This is a genomic window from Acinetobacter sp. ME22, from assembly GCF_022012315.1.
In the GTDB taxonomy this organism is placed as follows: Bacteria; Pseudomonadota; Gammaproteobacteria; order Pseudomonadales; family Moraxellaceae; genus Acinetobacter; species Acinetobacter brisouii_A.
The window spans coordinates 110,723-125,428 of sequence record NZ_JAKLTL010000010.1 but is presented as its reverse complement, the minus strand read 5'-3'; the positions used below and the strand labels follow the sequence as shown (position 1 = coordinate 125,428).

19 protein-coding genes and 1 tRNA gene are annotated in these 14,706 nt (G+C 34.5%); 13 read left to right on the top strand and 7 right to left on the bottom strand.

Annotated elements, in window-relative coordinates; translation table 11 throughout:
- The coding region (locus LVY74_RS13755) for a lysozyme (RefSeq protein ID WP_237815520.1) at positions 1 to 409 on the top strand (409 nt) is incomplete at its 5' end.
- An 811-nt stretch (positions 410 to 1,220) separates the two neighbouring features.
- Here LVY74_RS13755 and LVY74_RS13750 read toward each other — a convergent pair.
- Complete coding sequence (locus LVY74_RS13750; protein WP_237815519.1) at positions 1,221 to 1,814, bottom strand: LysE family translocator; 594 nt, start codon at positions 1,812 to 1,814, stop codon at positions 1,221 to 1,223.
- A 344-nt stretch (positions 1,815 to 2,158) separates the two neighbouring features.
- Between LVY74_RS13750 and LVY74_RS13745 the strand changes: the two genes are divergently transcribed.
- The 7 genes from LVY74_RS13745 (at position 2,159) to LVY74_RS13715 (ending at position 4,573) form a co-directional block, all read left to right on the top strand.
- Positions 2,159 to 2,446, top strand: a complete 288-nt coding sequence (locus LVY74_RS13745) for a hypothetical protein (protein WP_237815518.1) — start codon at positions 2,159 to 2,161, stop codon at positions 2,444 to 2,446.
- 53 nt (positions 2,447 to 2,499) lie between these two features.
- Positions 2,500 to 2,739, top strand: coding sequence for a hypothetical protein (locus LVY74_RS13740; protein WP_237815517.1), 240 nt, complete (start codon positions 2,500 to 2,502; stop codon positions 2,737 to 2,739).
- An 11-nt stretch (positions 2,740 to 2,750) separates the two neighbouring features.
- Positions 2,751 to 3,050 carry a hypothetical protein gene (locus LVY74_RS13735; RefSeq protein ID WP_237815516.1) on the top strand — a complete coding sequence of 100 codons (300 nt, stop codon included), beginning with the start codon at positions 2,751 to 2,753 and terminating at the stop codon, positions 3,048 to 3,050.
- Positions 3,051 to 3,256: 206 nt separating this feature from the next.
- The gene (locus tag LVY74_RS13730) at positions 3,257 to 3,553 is read left to right on the top strand and encodes a Lar family restriction alleviation protein (protein WP_237815515.1); all 297 of its coding nucleotides are present in this window, start codon (positions 3,257 to 3,259) and stop codon (positions 3,551 to 3,553) included.
- Positions 3,554 to 3,597: 44 nt separating this feature from the next.
- Positions 3,598 to 3,969 (top strand): DNA-directed RNA polymerase subunit alpha C-terminal domain-containing protein, encoded by a 372-nt coding sequence (locus tag LVY74_RS13725; RefSeq protein ID WP_237815514.1) that lies wholly within the window; start codon positions 3,598 to 3,600, stop codon positions 3,967 to 3,969.
- Between the two features lie 23 nt (positions 3,970 to 3,992).
- A complete protein-coding gene (locus LVY74_RS13720; RefSeq protein WP_237815513.1) occupies positions 3,993 to 4,283 on the top strand; it encodes a hypothetical protein in 291 nt (96 codons plus the stop codon).
- Positions 4,283 to 4,573: a hypothetical protein gene (locus LVY74_RS13715; RefSeq protein WP_237815512.1), complete on the top strand. Its 291-nt coding sequence runs from the start codon at positions 4,283 to 4,285 to the stop codon at positions 4,571 to 4,573. Before LVY74_RS13720 ends, LVY74_RS13715 begins: the two co-directional genes overlap by 1 nt.
- 59 nt (positions 4,574 to 4,632) lie before the next feature.
- Here the strand turns inward: LVY74_RS13715 and LVY74_RS13710 are convergent, their stop codons facing one another.
- On the bottom strand, positions 4,633 to 5,856 hold the full coding sequence (locus LVY74_RS13710) for a tyrosine-type recombinase/integrase (protein WP_237815511.1): 1,224 nt from the start codon (positions 5,854 to 5,856) through the stop codon (positions 4,633 to 4,635).
- Between the two features lie 512 nt (positions 5,857 to 6,368).
- A tRNA-Ser gene (locus LVY74_RS13705) sits at positions 6,369 to 6,458 on the bottom strand.
- 203 nt (positions 6,459 to 6,661) lie between these two features.
- On the opposite strand from LVY74_RS13705, the gene greB reads away from it, so the two are divergent.
- Both greB and LVY74_RS13695 read left to right on the top strand, forming a co-directional pair.
- Positions 6,662 to 7,129 carry a transcription elongation factor GreB gene (gene greB, locus LVY74_RS13700; RefSeq protein ID WP_151709843.1) on the top strand — a complete coding sequence of 156 codons (468 nt, stop codon included), beginning with the start codon at positions 6,662 to 6,664 and terminating at the stop codon, positions 7,127 to 7,129.
- Between the two features lie 372 nt (positions 7,130 to 7,501).
- Entirely contained in the window at positions 7,502 to 8,617 is a 1,116-nt protein-coding gene (locus LVY74_RS13695; RefSeq protein WP_237815510.1) for a transglycosylase SLT domain-containing protein, read from the top strand.
- Between the two features lie 54 nt (positions 8,618 to 8,671).
- On the opposite strand, the gene LVY74_RS13690 is transcribed toward LVY74_RS13695, so the two are convergent.
- Entirely contained in the window at positions 8,672 to 9,055 is a 384-nt protein-coding gene (locus LVY74_RS13690) for an SCP2 sterol-binding domain-containing protein (protein ID WP_151709841.1), read from the bottom strand.
- Between the two features lie 206 nt (positions 9,056 to 9,261).
- On the bottom strand, positions 9,262 to 10,167 hold the full coding sequence (gene ttcA / locus LVY74_RS13685; RefSeq protein WP_151709859.1) for a tRNA 2-thiocytidine(32) synthetase TtcA: 906 nt from the start codon (positions 10,165 to 10,167) through the stop codon (positions 9,262 to 9,264).
- 485 nt (positions 10,168 to 10,652) lie between these two features.
- Here ttcA and LVY74_RS13680 point away from each other — a divergent pair, with 485 nt between their 5' ends.
- On the top strand, positions 10,653 to 11,471 hold the full coding sequence (locus tag LVY74_RS13680) for a lytic transglycosylase domain-containing protein (RefSeq protein WP_237815509.1): 819 nt from the start codon (positions 10,653 to 10,655) through the stop codon (positions 11,469 to 11,471).
- A gap of 143 nt (positions 11,472 to 11,614) precedes the next feature.
- Positions 11,615 to 12,520 carry a protease HtpX gene (htpX, locus tag LVY74_RS13675; RefSeq protein ID WP_237815508.1) on the top strand — a complete coding sequence of 302 codons (906 nt, stop codon included), beginning with the start codon at positions 11,615 to 11,617 and terminating at the stop codon, positions 12,518 to 12,520.
- Positions 12,521 to 12,557: 37 nt separating this feature from the next.
- On the opposite strand, the gene LVY74_RS13670 is transcribed toward htpX, so the two are convergent.
- On the bottom strand, positions 12,558 to 13,247 hold the full coding sequence (locus LVY74_RS13670; protein ID WP_237815507.1) for a pirin family protein: 690 nt from the start codon (positions 13,245 to 13,247) through the stop codon (positions 12,558 to 12,560).
- Between the two features lie 192 nt (positions 13,248 to 13,439).
- Here LVY74_RS13670 and LVY74_RS13665 point away from each other — a divergent pair, with 192 nt between their 5' ends.
- A complete protein-coding gene (locus LVY74_RS13665; protein WP_237815506.1) occupies positions 13,440 to 14,054 on the top strand; it encodes a cytochrome b/b6 domain-containing protein in 615 nt (204 codons plus the stop codon).
- Here the strand turns inward: LVY74_RS13665 and LVY74_RS13660 are convergent.
- Positions 14,034 to 14,675: a DUF2238 domain-containing protein gene (locus LVY74_RS13660; RefSeq protein ID WP_237815505.1), complete on the bottom strand. Its 642-nt coding sequence runs from the start codon at positions 14,673 to 14,675 to the stop codon at positions 14,034 to 14,036. The genes LVY74_RS13665 and LVY74_RS13660 overlap by 21 nt on opposite strands.
- Between the last annotated feature and the right edge of the window lie 31 nt (positions 14,676 to 14,706).

Sequence of the window (14,706 nt, the reverse complement as noted above, 5' to 3'; positions counted from 1 at the left end):
GTCAGAAGGCTTGCGTACCACGGCATATCTGGATACGGGTGGAGTCTGGACGATTGGCTATGGCACGATCAAGTACCCAAATGGTCAGGCAGTCAAGAAAGGGGATAGTTGTACACAAGGTCAGGCTGAACTGTGGTTACAGAATGATTGTGAATGGGTGGATCAATGCCTGGATAAATACATCAAGATCAATGTGACTCAAAACCAGTTTGATGCCTTGGCCAGCTTTGTGTACAACGTCGGTGAAACAGCATTTGTTAAAAGCACCTTACTGACACTGCTGAATCAGTCAAATTTCAGTGCAGCAGCGGGGCAGTTTGATCGTTGGGTATTTGACAATGGTAAGCGGGTTCAGGGATTGGTGAATCGTCGGGTGGCTGAAAAGGCTTTGTTTACAATAATACTATAATGTAAGAAATTGACTTTAATAGAGTAATGTAGTATTTATTTAATAATAAATTATCACGTTATCTAAAATTTAAGTTCCCAGCCGTATATAATTGAGCAAGTTATATACGGTTTTTTTATATAAACTAATACATGAAAAATCATTAAAAAAATTATTTATTTTCTATATATATCAATATTTTGTTTCTTTATTTTTATTTATTTGTGAAATATAAAGTGTTACTTTTATATTAGTTTTTTAATTTTTCCAGTATGCTATATAAAATCTTTTGAAAAGTTTTACATAAATATTGAAGTCAAATAATTTACTTATACTAACTATTAGAAAGTAACAAACTTTTAGATAGAGGAAAATTATGAAAATTGAAAAATATCATATAGGTTTATTCCCTGTTGTTATGTTGAATTGGTTTAAACTAGGGTGTCCAACTAGGATGGCTGTAGAGATACAATCCATAGCAAAAAGCCAAAGATCTAAATTAAAAGTAGTGTGCTCTGAGGAAATACTATAAATTTAGTGTAGTTTAAATCTCTGAATTATTGAAATCATATGCGGAATTTTTTAACAGTTCGTAATATTGATGATGAATCTAATAGAGTATATAAAATTTTTTTGGTAAAAAGTACTAAGCAAAATAGTTACCTATTTGAAGATGAATATGGAAACAAATTAAGAAGCCATTTAAGTCATCACTCCCCAATTTCTCTAAATTCTCTAGTACTTGGAGGTATTTATATGTTAGATGAAGTTTGGGTTCTGGTAATTGATATAAATTAAAGCTATCAATAAGATAGCTTTAAAATTATGAAAACTAGAATGAAGTCAGTGCTGAATAGCTTAAAGGAATAGAGAAGCTAATAAGGATTATGGAGGCTGTTCGTTTAAGATTTCTCTGATTTAACCAAGAAATACGATTAGATACAAGGATGGAGCCAATAAATACCCAAAGCATTGCGATAGGAATAATTAATATCAAGAAAATACTGATATGAATTATATATTCATGTAGAGATTTCCAACTAGATGCAGGAAATACGCCTGAAGCAAATAAAAGTGCTTTAGGATTTAAGAGTGTTGCACAGAAAAGAGCTTTAACAGAAATAGATATCTGATTTTCTTTATCCTCAATGTGAGATGTTTGCCATAATTTTAATGCTAAAAAAATAATATATGTTGCACTTAAAAGTTTCATAAGAGGTGGGAGAATAGGTAGTTTATGTGCAATAGAATCAATAAGTATCCCCCATGTTGATATTGCAATTAGATAACCAGCTACCTCTGCTGGAATTAACTTTAGAGAATTTCTAATCCCAGATTCAATCCCGGATGAGGCTAACAATGTGTTTGTTGGCCCTGGAGTTAGAAGAATAGTAACGACTAAGCTAATAAATAACCATGAAGTCATTAGTTGAAGTCCTTTTTTAAAGTGATAAAAATAATCAATTAAAGAAATTATTTTTTCTATCAGAAAGATGTAAGAAAATTTGATAAAAATTCATAAAGTGTGATCTATATTATATTTTTATAATAATATGTAAACTAAATCAAAATTTTTTATGATATTGTAAAATTTTAGTGAAAAAAGTTGTTGTTCCATAACTTTTATGTTTGTGGTATGTCAATAATTTTCTTTTCAATATTTTTATTTTTAAGATAAACTTTATAAATTCGTTGATCTTAGAGCAAAAAAATTGAATAAATAAGTTATTGTAAGCCATTTTCATAAGAATTTTAAAAGAGAAATATTTTATGGATAAAATTGATTTTAAAGCAGATCTTGAGTTTATTTATGAATTTACGGACAAAACAGAAGGCTTCACAGGTAATTTAGAAAAAGATCTTGCTCGATTTGTAAATAATTTCAATTTATTAAATAGTAGTAAAATACTATACTTGTTACCAAGCTGTGGAGAAGATGTATGTTTTCAGCCAATTATTTTATCAGATTCACAGAAATATATAGAGGTTTATGAATTTCCATGCAGCCCTACAGATAAAGAAAATTTTATTAATTGGTTTATTCAATACCTTTCTTAAGGTATGGTATTTGAACTGATTTTTATTTTCAAACTGGAAATGGTGCCCTATTGGTGAATAAAGAAATATCAGTAAAAACAGTTGGTTATGTTGATAAAGTGATAACTTTGAAATTAAAATCTATTAAAGATACTAAACTAAATGAATGGGTTTTTGAGGATAACTCTGGAAATAGATTACAAAGGCATCTTAAACCATATCTAGAAATACCAGTAAATGCTGTTATCGAAGGAGGCTTATATTATTTATGTAAGCAGTGGGTGTTGGTTACTGAGGTTAGAAATCTGGATTAAGGAATAGAACCATGAGTACTGATTATGTATGGGACATTGCATATGCAGTCTATAGGAATATTTTGTATCGCTTTAAATTTAATTTGGAAAGGTTAAATCAAATAGATTTCTTGGAAGAATGCCTATCTGAGATAGCTGAAGTAAAAATGATAGATTACTATATTGAAAAGCATCATGATAATTTAGTAATCAATGTTTCTAATGAGATATATGTTATTGTAAAACAAGATATTCCAAACATGGATGAATGGGTTCAATTCGTAGATTTTTTTTCTGAACAAATACGTCAGATTTTTTATAAAAATAGTTGACTGAATTGATATGATTTAGTATATTTTTTATACGTTCACTAGACTTGTTTCGGGCTACGTATACTTCTCATACGTAGCTTTTTTTATAAAAAAATTATAATGCTATTATTTTTCAATAAAAACTAATCTCATAAAATATAACTTAATTATTGCTTATGAGATCAGATTGTAATAAATTTATGAAAAATATAAAAAATGAGGGTATTATGGCAAATTGGAATCATTACGATGGTTTGCAGGAGTATACACCAGATCTAGAATTTCTAGATTGTCCTTTCTGTGGTAGTGATTATATTTCAGCTAAGTCCCAATTCTTTGATGAAGATAAGTTTTATAATGCTCGAGTTTTTTGCAATCTTTGTGGTGCTCACAGTGGATGGGCTTTAAGTAATAGTTCGTTTGACCAAGATGTTAAATTAAACTTTGAAAGTGAAAAAGACGTTGTGAATTATGCTATTTTTTTATGGAATATGCGTTCAGTTAGACAGGAATTAAAAAAGTAAGTAATAAATCCATCTTTATTATTAAAAAAATATGAGAAGAATTTATGGAAATGGATAGGGATTTTGTGGCTTTTATAATTGTAGTAGCAGCAAAAAATAAAATATTTCCTAAGAATATGAATACCAGTGAATATTTAAAATTTGTTGAAAATCTTGAGAAATTTACTCATGAAATCCTTATATATTCAAGCCATAAGAACGAATTGACTATAAATTTTTCACAAAAAATAGATGACTTACCTTTCAAAGTTAGAACGAAAAGGATGCTAAAAGAAGCAGGTATTTTTACAATCAATGATATTCTTGATCGATCAGAATCACAGTTATTGGGCTATTATGGACTCGGTAGTCAAGCTTTAAAGGAAATAACAGGATTCTTGAAAGAACACAAAATTTGGTTCAAAAATAAAGAATAACTAAGTTATTCAACGAGGTTTTTATGAAGGAAGTATTAATTTTTTTAGTGAGTACACTACTGTTAGCTACTTCAAATACAGCATATGCAAAAAAATCAATTGTTACTGAGACAGTTATAAAAGAAAAAATCATAAAAGAGTCTATTGAAAATTATCCAGGTCCTTGTGCATGCCCTTACAATACAGCTAGAAATGGTAGTAGATGTGGAAAGCGAAGTGCTTATTCAAGAGCTGGTGGTTATGAGACTGTTTGTTATAAAAGCGATGTAACCACTCAGATGATTCAAGACTATAAGAGTAGGAATAAAAGATAATGGCAGAAAAAATTTTATTTTCGAAATTTACGAAATATTTTTTAGTAATCATTTTGCTATTTTCTGCTATTTTTATCATTTTTTGCCAGTGGTACATCACGCATAAAAATATAGCAGGTGGTTATATAGAAGGGTCGGAAGGCTACTCTGGTTATACATTTGCTGAATACAATAATTTTACATCAAAAGATGAGTGTGAGTACGCAAAAGACCCAGCATTTGCCGAATTCAAAACGGGACAAGAATTCATGGAAGGATGCCATAAATATTTAAAAGATAAGAGTCCTTGATGCATCTATAGATTTAATTTAAAAAGATGCTGTAGCTTTTGAAGCCATCATTTTGATAACTAGGCATTGCTTTTCCACCCGTCAACCATATTTGCCCAAGCCTGTAGCATGGTCTTCCTATCTTTCAGCCATTTTGCATGATCATAACTTGCACGTGTTTTATTACCTCTTGCATGAGCAAGCTGTATTTCTACCCAGTCAGAATTGAAATTTGCTTCATGTAGTTCAGTTGATGCTGTAGCACGAAAGTCATGCATAGAGATATGGCCCATGCCTAAGTTATCTAATGCAGTATTAAGCGTGTTTTTCCCTATCATAGAGATTCCATCATCCCCTGGGAAAATATATTCACTATTTGGATAAAGGCTAAATTGTTCCTTGAGAATTTCAATCAATTGAGTGGAAAGTGGAATTATATGAATACGATTTTTTTTCATATTTCTTTTGCCAGCCAAGATTTCCTCCTTGCTTACTGTTGGAATAGTCCAAGTCTCATCTTCAAAATTGATAAATGATTTTTTCGCTCTTCTAACTTCAATGGTGCGAAGCATGCTGTAAAGTAACGTTAAAATTGCGTTCTTTGTACTGATACAGCCACCATAGCTTTGTATAGTTGGAAGAATGATTTTCTTATCTTCGATACTAAGAGGTTGAGCATGTTGAATATCAGGGCGGTGGATATAACGTCTTAATGCATAGGTAGCATCTGTGGTGATTCGCTGAGTGATAATTCCATATTGAAGTACTTCAGCACAAATTTGACGTACAAAAGTTGCTTTAACTTCTCCAGTGCCACGTCCGCTTTTACGAATACGTGTAATAGTATTATCAATGATAATTCTAATATCAGCCGAATTTACATCTTTTATAGGTGTTTTTCCTATAATTGGATAAATGTCTTTAGCGAAATATCGTGTTCTATTGTTAAACCATTCTATAGATTTACCATCTTTATATTTTTCAAGATATTCTTCAGTAACATTTTTAAAGCTATCAGCATTTGATTGAATTGCAGCTGCACGTTCTTCTTTTTGAAACTGAACTGGATCTATGCCCTTGGCAAGTTGTTCACGATATGCCATTGTCTTACTGCGGGCGTAAGCAAGACTAATTTCAGGGTATTGTCCAATGGTCAGCATTTTAGCATTATTTAAAAAACGGTATCGATAGCGCCAAAATTTTGTACCAGTGGGACGTATTTCAATACACAAACCAGAATGATCTGCGACCCTATAAAGTTTTTCTTTCGGCTTTAATTGTTTGATTTTAAGATCGTTTAGCATAGTGTGTGAGTAATATCATTTTTAGATTGGTTTACTCGCAATATTACTCACATTTTTTTGTAATGTCATTTCATAGTATGTTATGCATGGTAAGTATATAAATTAATATAAATCAAAAAGTTATTTTAATTTTCTTAAAAGGTTTGCTGTAGTAACAAAGTAGTGAAGAATGATGTAATTATCATCTCTGCACTTACTGAATAAAAAAGTCCTCGCTTTATGCGAGGACTTTTTTTTGAATATTTAAAATCTTGATTTTATTTGTTTAAAAATAAAAATAATAAGTTTTTTATTTTTAGGGCATCTAAATTAAGAAATTTTTAAGTTTAGATTTTTATGATAACAACTATAGGAATTCTGCTGTAGTTTCCTATTTTGGCCATACTCCTTACTGACAGAGTATGGCTTTTTTTTGCCTAAAATTTATGATTTATATTTTTAAATACCTATTTTTACTTTCCATTTCCCATAAAAAAAGCTCTTATATTATGTATAAGAGCTTTTTTTGAATTTGGCGGAAGCGGTGAGATTCGAACTCACGGAGGACTCACACCCTCGTCGGTTTTCAAGACCGGTGCATTAAACCGCTCTGCCACGCTTCCAATGTGCGTAATCATATCGATAAATATTGAGTTTGACAACTTTTTTTTATATTAAAATTTTTAAATGATTAAAATAGCGACGAAATGGGGCGTATCTCAACTAAGATCAAAAGACTTAAAATATATGGTAATTTAACTTTGTGCTTTAAACTGATTAAAATACAGCAATCGTAAATTATTAAAATTTCATTGAGCACAAATTGATGCAGCGTAAATTATTGACAGCAGAAGGGTATCAACGTTTACAAGATGAATTAAATCATTTGGTACGAATCGAGCGACCTGAGATCACCAAGATTGTGTCTTGGGCAGCCAGTTTAGGCGATCGGTCTGAAAATGCTGATTACCATTATAATAAGCGAAAATTACGTGAAATTGATCGTAGAATTCGCCATTTGACTAAGCTGTTTGAAGTCGCACAAAAGGTTGAATATCATCCGCAGCAGCAGGGTAAAGTATATTTTGGTGCATGGGTTGAATTAGAGAATGATGAACAGGAAATCGCTCAATTTCGTATCGTGGGGGATGAAGAAATTTATGGAAATAAAGATTATATTTCTTTGCAAGCGCCAATTGCTAAAGCCTGCCTTGGAAAAGCGGTTGATGATGAGGTACAGGTACATACACCAAATGGTGTTAAAAATTGGTATATCATAAAAATAAAATATTGATAAATATAAATTAAATGATATCTAAAATATTGTTAAAAGTTACAGATTACATCACTTTGTCCTGATTTAAATCATCTTTATTCGATATAACATTGAGCATCAATTTTGATGGAGGATGATTATCTGCGCTGTGGTTTTGTACACGTAAAAGTTTGACTTTTAATTTCTATGTCTATATTATGCGCAACTCTTATTTATTTTTGGTTATTTTTTCGTCTAGGTTATTGATTTTAATATGACTTAGTTTCTTTCATTTATGTCATTTTTTTAAATGATGTCATGACTGCCCCCTAAACATACGTTGATCAACTAATTGAAATTTGGGTCATGCTCGATTTCATTGGGTAGTTAATTCTCTGTCGTGGAGTCACCATGTATAATCAAACATTGGCAGATAGGAGGCGTTTTCGCCTAAACAATCTAAAAATATCCTTGCCAACAAAAGCCCTTGCATTTGGGTTAGCTATGCTGCCATTACATGCGATTAATGCCAGTAAAGCCAATAATCAATACGCTCAGGTTGTGAGTCGTAATACATTGACAGTTGTAACTGTTCAAAGTCCAACAACAGTTTTCAATGATGGACAATATTTACATGGCTTTGGCTATGATCTCATGCGCAATTATGCACAGAGTTTAAATGTTCAACTCGAGTTTAAAATTGTTGATAGTAATGCCACTGCCTTGAAATGGGTCGCCAAAGGTAAAGCCAATTTGGCATTAACCAATGCAGATTTTGCCAGTGTTGAGAAAAAGAACTTAATGTCTTTCTCTGCAAGTTGTGGGGATTTTAATGTGCTACAACAGAATGGTTTAGATACCGCATTAAATTTAGTATTTAAGGATGCTGAAGACCGTTTAACTCAAACGGCAAGCGGATTTATTTGTCAGTCAAAGAACAATGGTTCACTTGGGCATCTTGCCTCATTTTATAATCATCATGTTGTTAAAGAAGAATCTTGGGATACGATTGAACGTGATTTGCAACAGCGTATGCCGATTTATCGTGCCAGTTTTGAGCGAGCAGCGCAACAGTATAATCTCAATTGGCATATGCTGGCTGCGATGGGATATCAGGAATCTTATTTAAAACCTGATTCTATTTCACCCACGGGTGTCCGTGGTTTAATGATGCTGACCAATGAAACAGCTAAGGCAATGGGTATTGAAGACCGTGTTGATCCTGAGCAAAGTATTCAGGGTGGAGCAAAATATTACGATTTGCTTTTGACAAAGTATGATTATATTCCAAATCCTGATCGTCACTGGTATGCCTTGGTCGCCTATAATATGGGGCCAGGTGCAGTCGCTGTGATTCAAAAACAACTTCAGCAGCAGGGTGAAGACCCAAATAGCTGGCTGAATATATATGCTTATTTACAGCAGCATCAAATGAGTAATTCACGTTATCGTCAAGCTTTACAGTATGTCACGCGTATTCGTGCTTATTTGGAGCATATTCAGATGCAGCAGCGTATAGAGGTTTAGGAAATAAAAAAAGGAAGTTAAATAACTTCCTTTTTTGCATTCAATACACTCAAATTAAGCAGTATGTTGCAGAATTTCTTTATAGAGCGTTTTTTGTTCTTGGCTAGGGCGTGCTGTTTGCAATGCCATAAGTTGAGACATATCGCCCTGAACTTTTATTTTGCCTGTCATAAATGCTTGCATTGCTGCGGTTAGATCAAATTCAAGGAAAACTTTGCGTAAAGTATCTTCATCTAGGTTTAATGTGGTTTTTGCGTTATCCGCAAGCCCTTTTTGAATTTTCCCACCATCAAGAGAAAGCTCAGTATTTCCACTGGTATTGTTGACGACAAAATTAATGGCTAAATTCTTTAATGCTGGCGGCAAATTCAAGTCTCCTGCTTGAGCAGTGAGCTGTTCAACTGTAGAAAACCAATCTTCTGATAGAAAAGCAGGCATAGTTATTCCTCTAATTTGTTTATCCTTAGATCTATATGCATTTTTTGCACAAGTCTGTTCTGCCTTGTTATAACATGATCTTATCGAAAAAAGCGGTTTTTTTATAAACTGGTGAGATAAATCACACAGAAATCGTAAGAAAGTATAAAAAAGGCACAACCATATAACATGATTGTGCCTGACATTACGCAGCGATGGAAATGTGATTATTCGGCTGCAAAGCTTAAATTGACGACATCTAATCGTTTTTTCATGTCTTCAGGATCTTTAAGATCAAATTCACGTTGGGAATCGAGTGCCTCAAAATCAAATAGCTCACGGTCAGCCAGTTGTGATGGTGAAACATTCTGTAGAGCACCAAAAATACTATGAAGACGTTTTGGATATTTTTGATCCCATTCGCGTAACATTTCATTTAACATTGCACGTTGAAGGTTTTCTTGAGAACCACACAAGTTACATGGAATGATTGGAAACTTACGCATTTCTGCGTATTTGATGATGTCTTTCTCTTCAACATAAGCCAATGGGCGAATCAAGATATTTTTCTTGTCAGAAGAAAGCAATTTTGGTGGCATCGCCTTTAAGCTACCGCCATGAAACAAGTTTAGGAAGAATGTTGCAATAATATCATCACGATGATGACCTAAAGCGACTTTAGTTGCGCCAATTTCTTGTGCAAAGCCATACAGTGAACCACGACGCAAACGTGAACATACCGCACAGTAGGTTTTACCTTCAGGGGTTAGGCGTTTGGTAATACTGTAGGTGTCTTTCTCAAGAATATAATATGGAATATTATTTTCTTCCAAATAACGTGGTAAGACATCTTCAGGAAAACCGGGTTGTTTTTGGTCAAGGTTAACGGCAACCACATCAAAATTGATGGGTGCAATACGTTTAAACTGCAACAAAATATCAAGCAGAGTATAGCTGTCCTTTCCACCCGAAATACAAACCATCACCTTATCGCCTTCCTCGATCATTTTAAAGTCACGGATGGCATGACCGACTTGACGACGAAGTTTTTTGAGTAGGCGATAATAAGCCGAACTGGTTGGAAGTTCAGGTTTAAAATTAAATCCTTGGTTGGATTCAACTGGAGAGTACATAGACACACAAACTCTTGGAAAAAATATCGCGCAATTTTAGCTGATTCGGGATGGCTTCGCATCTGTGCATACACATTTATTCATATATTTTTTATTGTCATCAAAATGTCCTTGAAGCACTCTAAACTATTTAAATGAGTAGGTTTGCCTTGAAATTGGTGAGTTTTTTGACAATTCACAGTTTTCCACAAAAATTGTGGATAAAATTGTGGATAACTAAGCCCTTGACAGGGGTAATCGTCCGTTGATTAAGGCTTAGAAACACATTGATCATTTTTTAACCTTTTTTTATTATTTAATTATTTCAATGGTTTATTGCTGTCAATAGACCTTGGCTTAAAAAAATTAAATTTTTTTTTGATTACTCGCCCAACAATTTAACTTGATTTTTTTAACTAAGCTTGTTAAAAAGCACAGCACATACTGTTTTCCTGTTACAATCAAATACAATTGTTTGCACAGAACGCTTACTGGTAAACACAACAATGAAAATACTATACAAAATTGTACTGCTTTCTCTCTCAACGCTAGGAAGTTTGGGTTTAGCTTCTTGGGTACATGCTGGTCAAATTTATACTTATCAAGATGGTAATGGAACACCACTTCTTACGAATCGTAAGCAAAGTGGCGCACATTTAACGAAAATTAAAGTCACTTATTATAAAGACAGTAATATCCATAGTTACCATAACTGGGGAGGCTCAGAAGCTTCTGTGCTGCCTAGCTATAGCAAAAATAAAGATGCTTTTGATCAAATTATTCATCAGGCAGCTCAGCAACATGGTCTAGCTGAGGGATTGATTAAAGCAATTATGCATACTGAGTCAGGCTTTAATAGTAATGCACGTTCGCCTGTGGGTGCGCAAGGTTTGATGCAACTTATGCCTGCAACTGCTAGACGCTTTAATGTCAATAATCCTTATGATCCACAACAAAATATTTTTGGTGGTGCAAAGTACCTAAGTTTATTGTTGAAACGTTATAGTGGTAATACGCACTTGGCATTGGCTGCATATAATGCGGGGGAAGGGAATGTTGATAAATATGGTGGAATTCCTCCGTTTAGAGAAACCCAAGATTATGTACGTCGCGTGATGAGTCGTTACAATAATTTATATACCTCTGGGATTCGTTTAGACAGCGCTGTTAAAGAAAGCTCAGTTGAACCTGTAACCGCTGCAACTACAGCAAAAAATAATACCAATAACAATAACAGTCAAGCACTGAATATACATAAGTCGGCGGGTCGGCGAATTGTACAATTATCAGATGGTACATTTACAGATATAGCTGTACGCAATTAGTCTTGTTATACAATTCGAAAACATGATTTTTATATGTTGATACGGATTTATTCTTGAATTTTATGATCTCAGGTCGCATATTAGTTACATGATTTATCTGTAAGATAAATCATGTTTTTTTCTATTATAAGAGGATTTTCTCGATGATGCGGATTGGTTTGTTTTTGCTTACCAACCTCGCGGTACTGGTTGTCGCTGGTCTTATTTTGTCAGTATTAGGTGTCGGAAGTTACCACGGTGCAGGTGGACTTAACTTAGGCAACCTACTCGTAATCTGTTTTGTCTTTGGTATGGTTGGTTCTTTGATTTCACTGTTTATGTCGAAGTGGATGGCGAAGAAAACCACAGGGACTGAATTAATCGATCCAAATGCACCACGTAACCAAGCTGAAGTTTGGTTATTGCAAACGGTTGCAGACCTTGCACAACGTTCAGGGATTCGTATGCCAGAAGTGGGTATTTTCCCATCTTATCAATCGAATGCCTTTGCGACAGGTTGGAATAAAAATGATGCGCTTGTTGCTGTTTCTACAGGTCTGCTTGAGCGCATGAATCAAGATGAATTACGTGCGGTACTTGCTCATGAAATTGGGCACGTTGCCAATGGTGACATGGTGACGTTGTCGTTAATTCAAGGTGTAGTGAACACCTTTGTGATGTTCTTTGCACGTGTGGTTGGTGACTTTATTGACCGTAACGTCTTTGGTCGCCAAGATGATGAAGCCCCTGGTATGGGTTATTTTATCATTACAATGGTATTGGATATTGTCTTCGGTATTTTGGCATCAGCCATCGTCATGTGGTTTTCCCGTTACCGTGAATACCGTGCAGATGAAGCAGGCGCTCGCTTGGCAGGTAAACAAGCCATGATTTCAGCATTATTGCGTTTGCAAGCTGAAACTGAGATGCCTGATCAAATGCCAAAAGAAATGAAAGCACTTGCAATTACGGAAGGTAAGGAACAAGGTTTTAGTCTTGCCGCTTTATTCCAAACTCACCCAACTATTGAGCAACGTGTCGCTGCGTTACAGCAGCTGAACTGTTCATAATAAAAAGAAAGCCTCCAAATATGGAGGCTTTTTTGTTTTAGGCTTGTGGCAAATCAAACCAGATCATTTGACTGTCTTGTTGTGCTTCAATCTGACAGTCTTCAGCAAATAACAGCGCATCTCCCGCATTCACCAACTGATCACCAATCATGATTTGACCTGAAATGACATGAATATAATTGAGCTGTCGAGTCGCTTTAACATCAAGCTGTTGACCTTGATTCAAATAGGCTGCTTTAACTTCAGCATCTTGTCGAATCGTCATTGGCGCATTCTCTGTTCCAACAATTAAATGCCATTGATTCGGCTGTTGTTTCGGGTCTCGCTGAATCTGTTGATAGTTGGGTTCTGCATTACGAATATTCGGATGAATCCAGATCTGTAACATATGTACAGCTTCATCACCCTGATTAATTTCGCTGTGCTGGATGCCTGTCCCTGCACTCATCAGTTGCCATTCACCCGCAGAAATCTGAGTTTGATTTCCCATTGTGTCTTTATGACTAATGGTGCCTTTAAGCACACAGGTCAAAATTTCCATATTATCGTGTGGATGTGTACCAAAGCCTTTATGAGCAGCAATGGTATCATCATTAATGACGCGCAATACACTGACTCCCATGTACTTTGGATTGTACCAACTTCCAAAAGAAAAGCTGTGATAGGTATCTAACCAACCTTCTTTGACATGTCCACGTTCTTCGCTACGATGTAAATAACTTTGCATAATCTGATCTCCACATGACATTTCATGTTGTCTTAGAGATAGTTTAGGTATTTTATAAAATAAGATAAACTAAGGTAAATACAACTAAATATCCTATAAATGCGATAATCTTTGAATTTTCATATCAGAGGCTAATAAACACTTAAGTTATCTGCGGCAACATTAATCTAAAAGCCAATTTTTGGATGGAAGATGAATAAAGTCATTCCTGCAAGCCATATAGATAGTGTAATTCGTTTACTGCATCTCATTATTTTAGTGAGTTTCACAGGTGCTTACTTTACGGGTGACAATTTTGACTTACATCAGCTTCATATGTTGTTTGGTTACTTGTTGGTAATTGCATTGGGTTTGCGGATTGTTTGGCAACTCCTTGCAGCTAAAATGAAAGTCAGTCGACCTTTTGGTTGGATCAAGCGTCAGCAAATGAGTTTTAACTTTCTTAAATTGGGTAAACAACAGACTTTAGGGTCACAGAAATCACTTCAGTATTGGAGTTCAGCTTTATTGCATTTGAGCATTTTTTTGATGGTTTTGTTCCTGCCGATGACGGTCATTTTAGGTTATATCACTGAAACAACAGGGCAGCATAATATCAAAGAAATTCATGATTTGTTTGCCAATCTCTTTTTAGGTGTAGTCATTGCGCATCTCGCAGCGATTGTTTTAAACAGTTTGGCGATTCGTCAGATGATTTTTTTACGTATGTTTTGGATCAGCGAGGGGATACAAGCCAAAGTTTTGTTCAGCCTAGCAATTATCATCGGTATTATGGTTAGCTTTGGCTTATGGTTTATGTTGACTTAATTTGTTTTGAATCAGGTCAATGGCAGCAAAGATTAAGCATCCTATACTAGCAAGAAGCATATCCTTGTGGGCATCCCAAACATCACCTTGTTGTCCATTGTAGCTTTCTGCTGCTTCAGGTGATAATGTCATGGCAATCCACCACTCAATCAGTTCGTACAGCATACTCGATGCCATGACCCATTGAATGACTAAAAAGTTGAGCTGTTTTCTTGAAGCTTGTGAAAAATAAACGTGAAAGATACGTTGAAAAAAGGGAAATAGTAAAAAACCATAACTGAAATGAACCAGACGATCATACATATTGCGTGACCAGTGCATGGATGCATTCAAGTCAAAACCGAATAGGCTTTTAATCCAATCGTTATAAGGCACATAAGAATATAGATAATGCGCACCCAAAATATGAATGATCAGGAAGCCAATATAGAAGCTAAAGCTCAGAAAGTTTAGCGCAAATTTTTTAAAGCAATAACCTAAAACCAGCAGCATGATGACCGTGCCTGCCTGATGTAATAGATAAGCAGTATATTCTAAGGGTTGAATGCTCGCCAAGATTAATGCGACAGTTAGGATTGCAAGGGTTATCAGATGTTTGAGGGTATATTGTTGTTCGAGCATATTCTTAATTTTTATCGATTATTAATGGGGA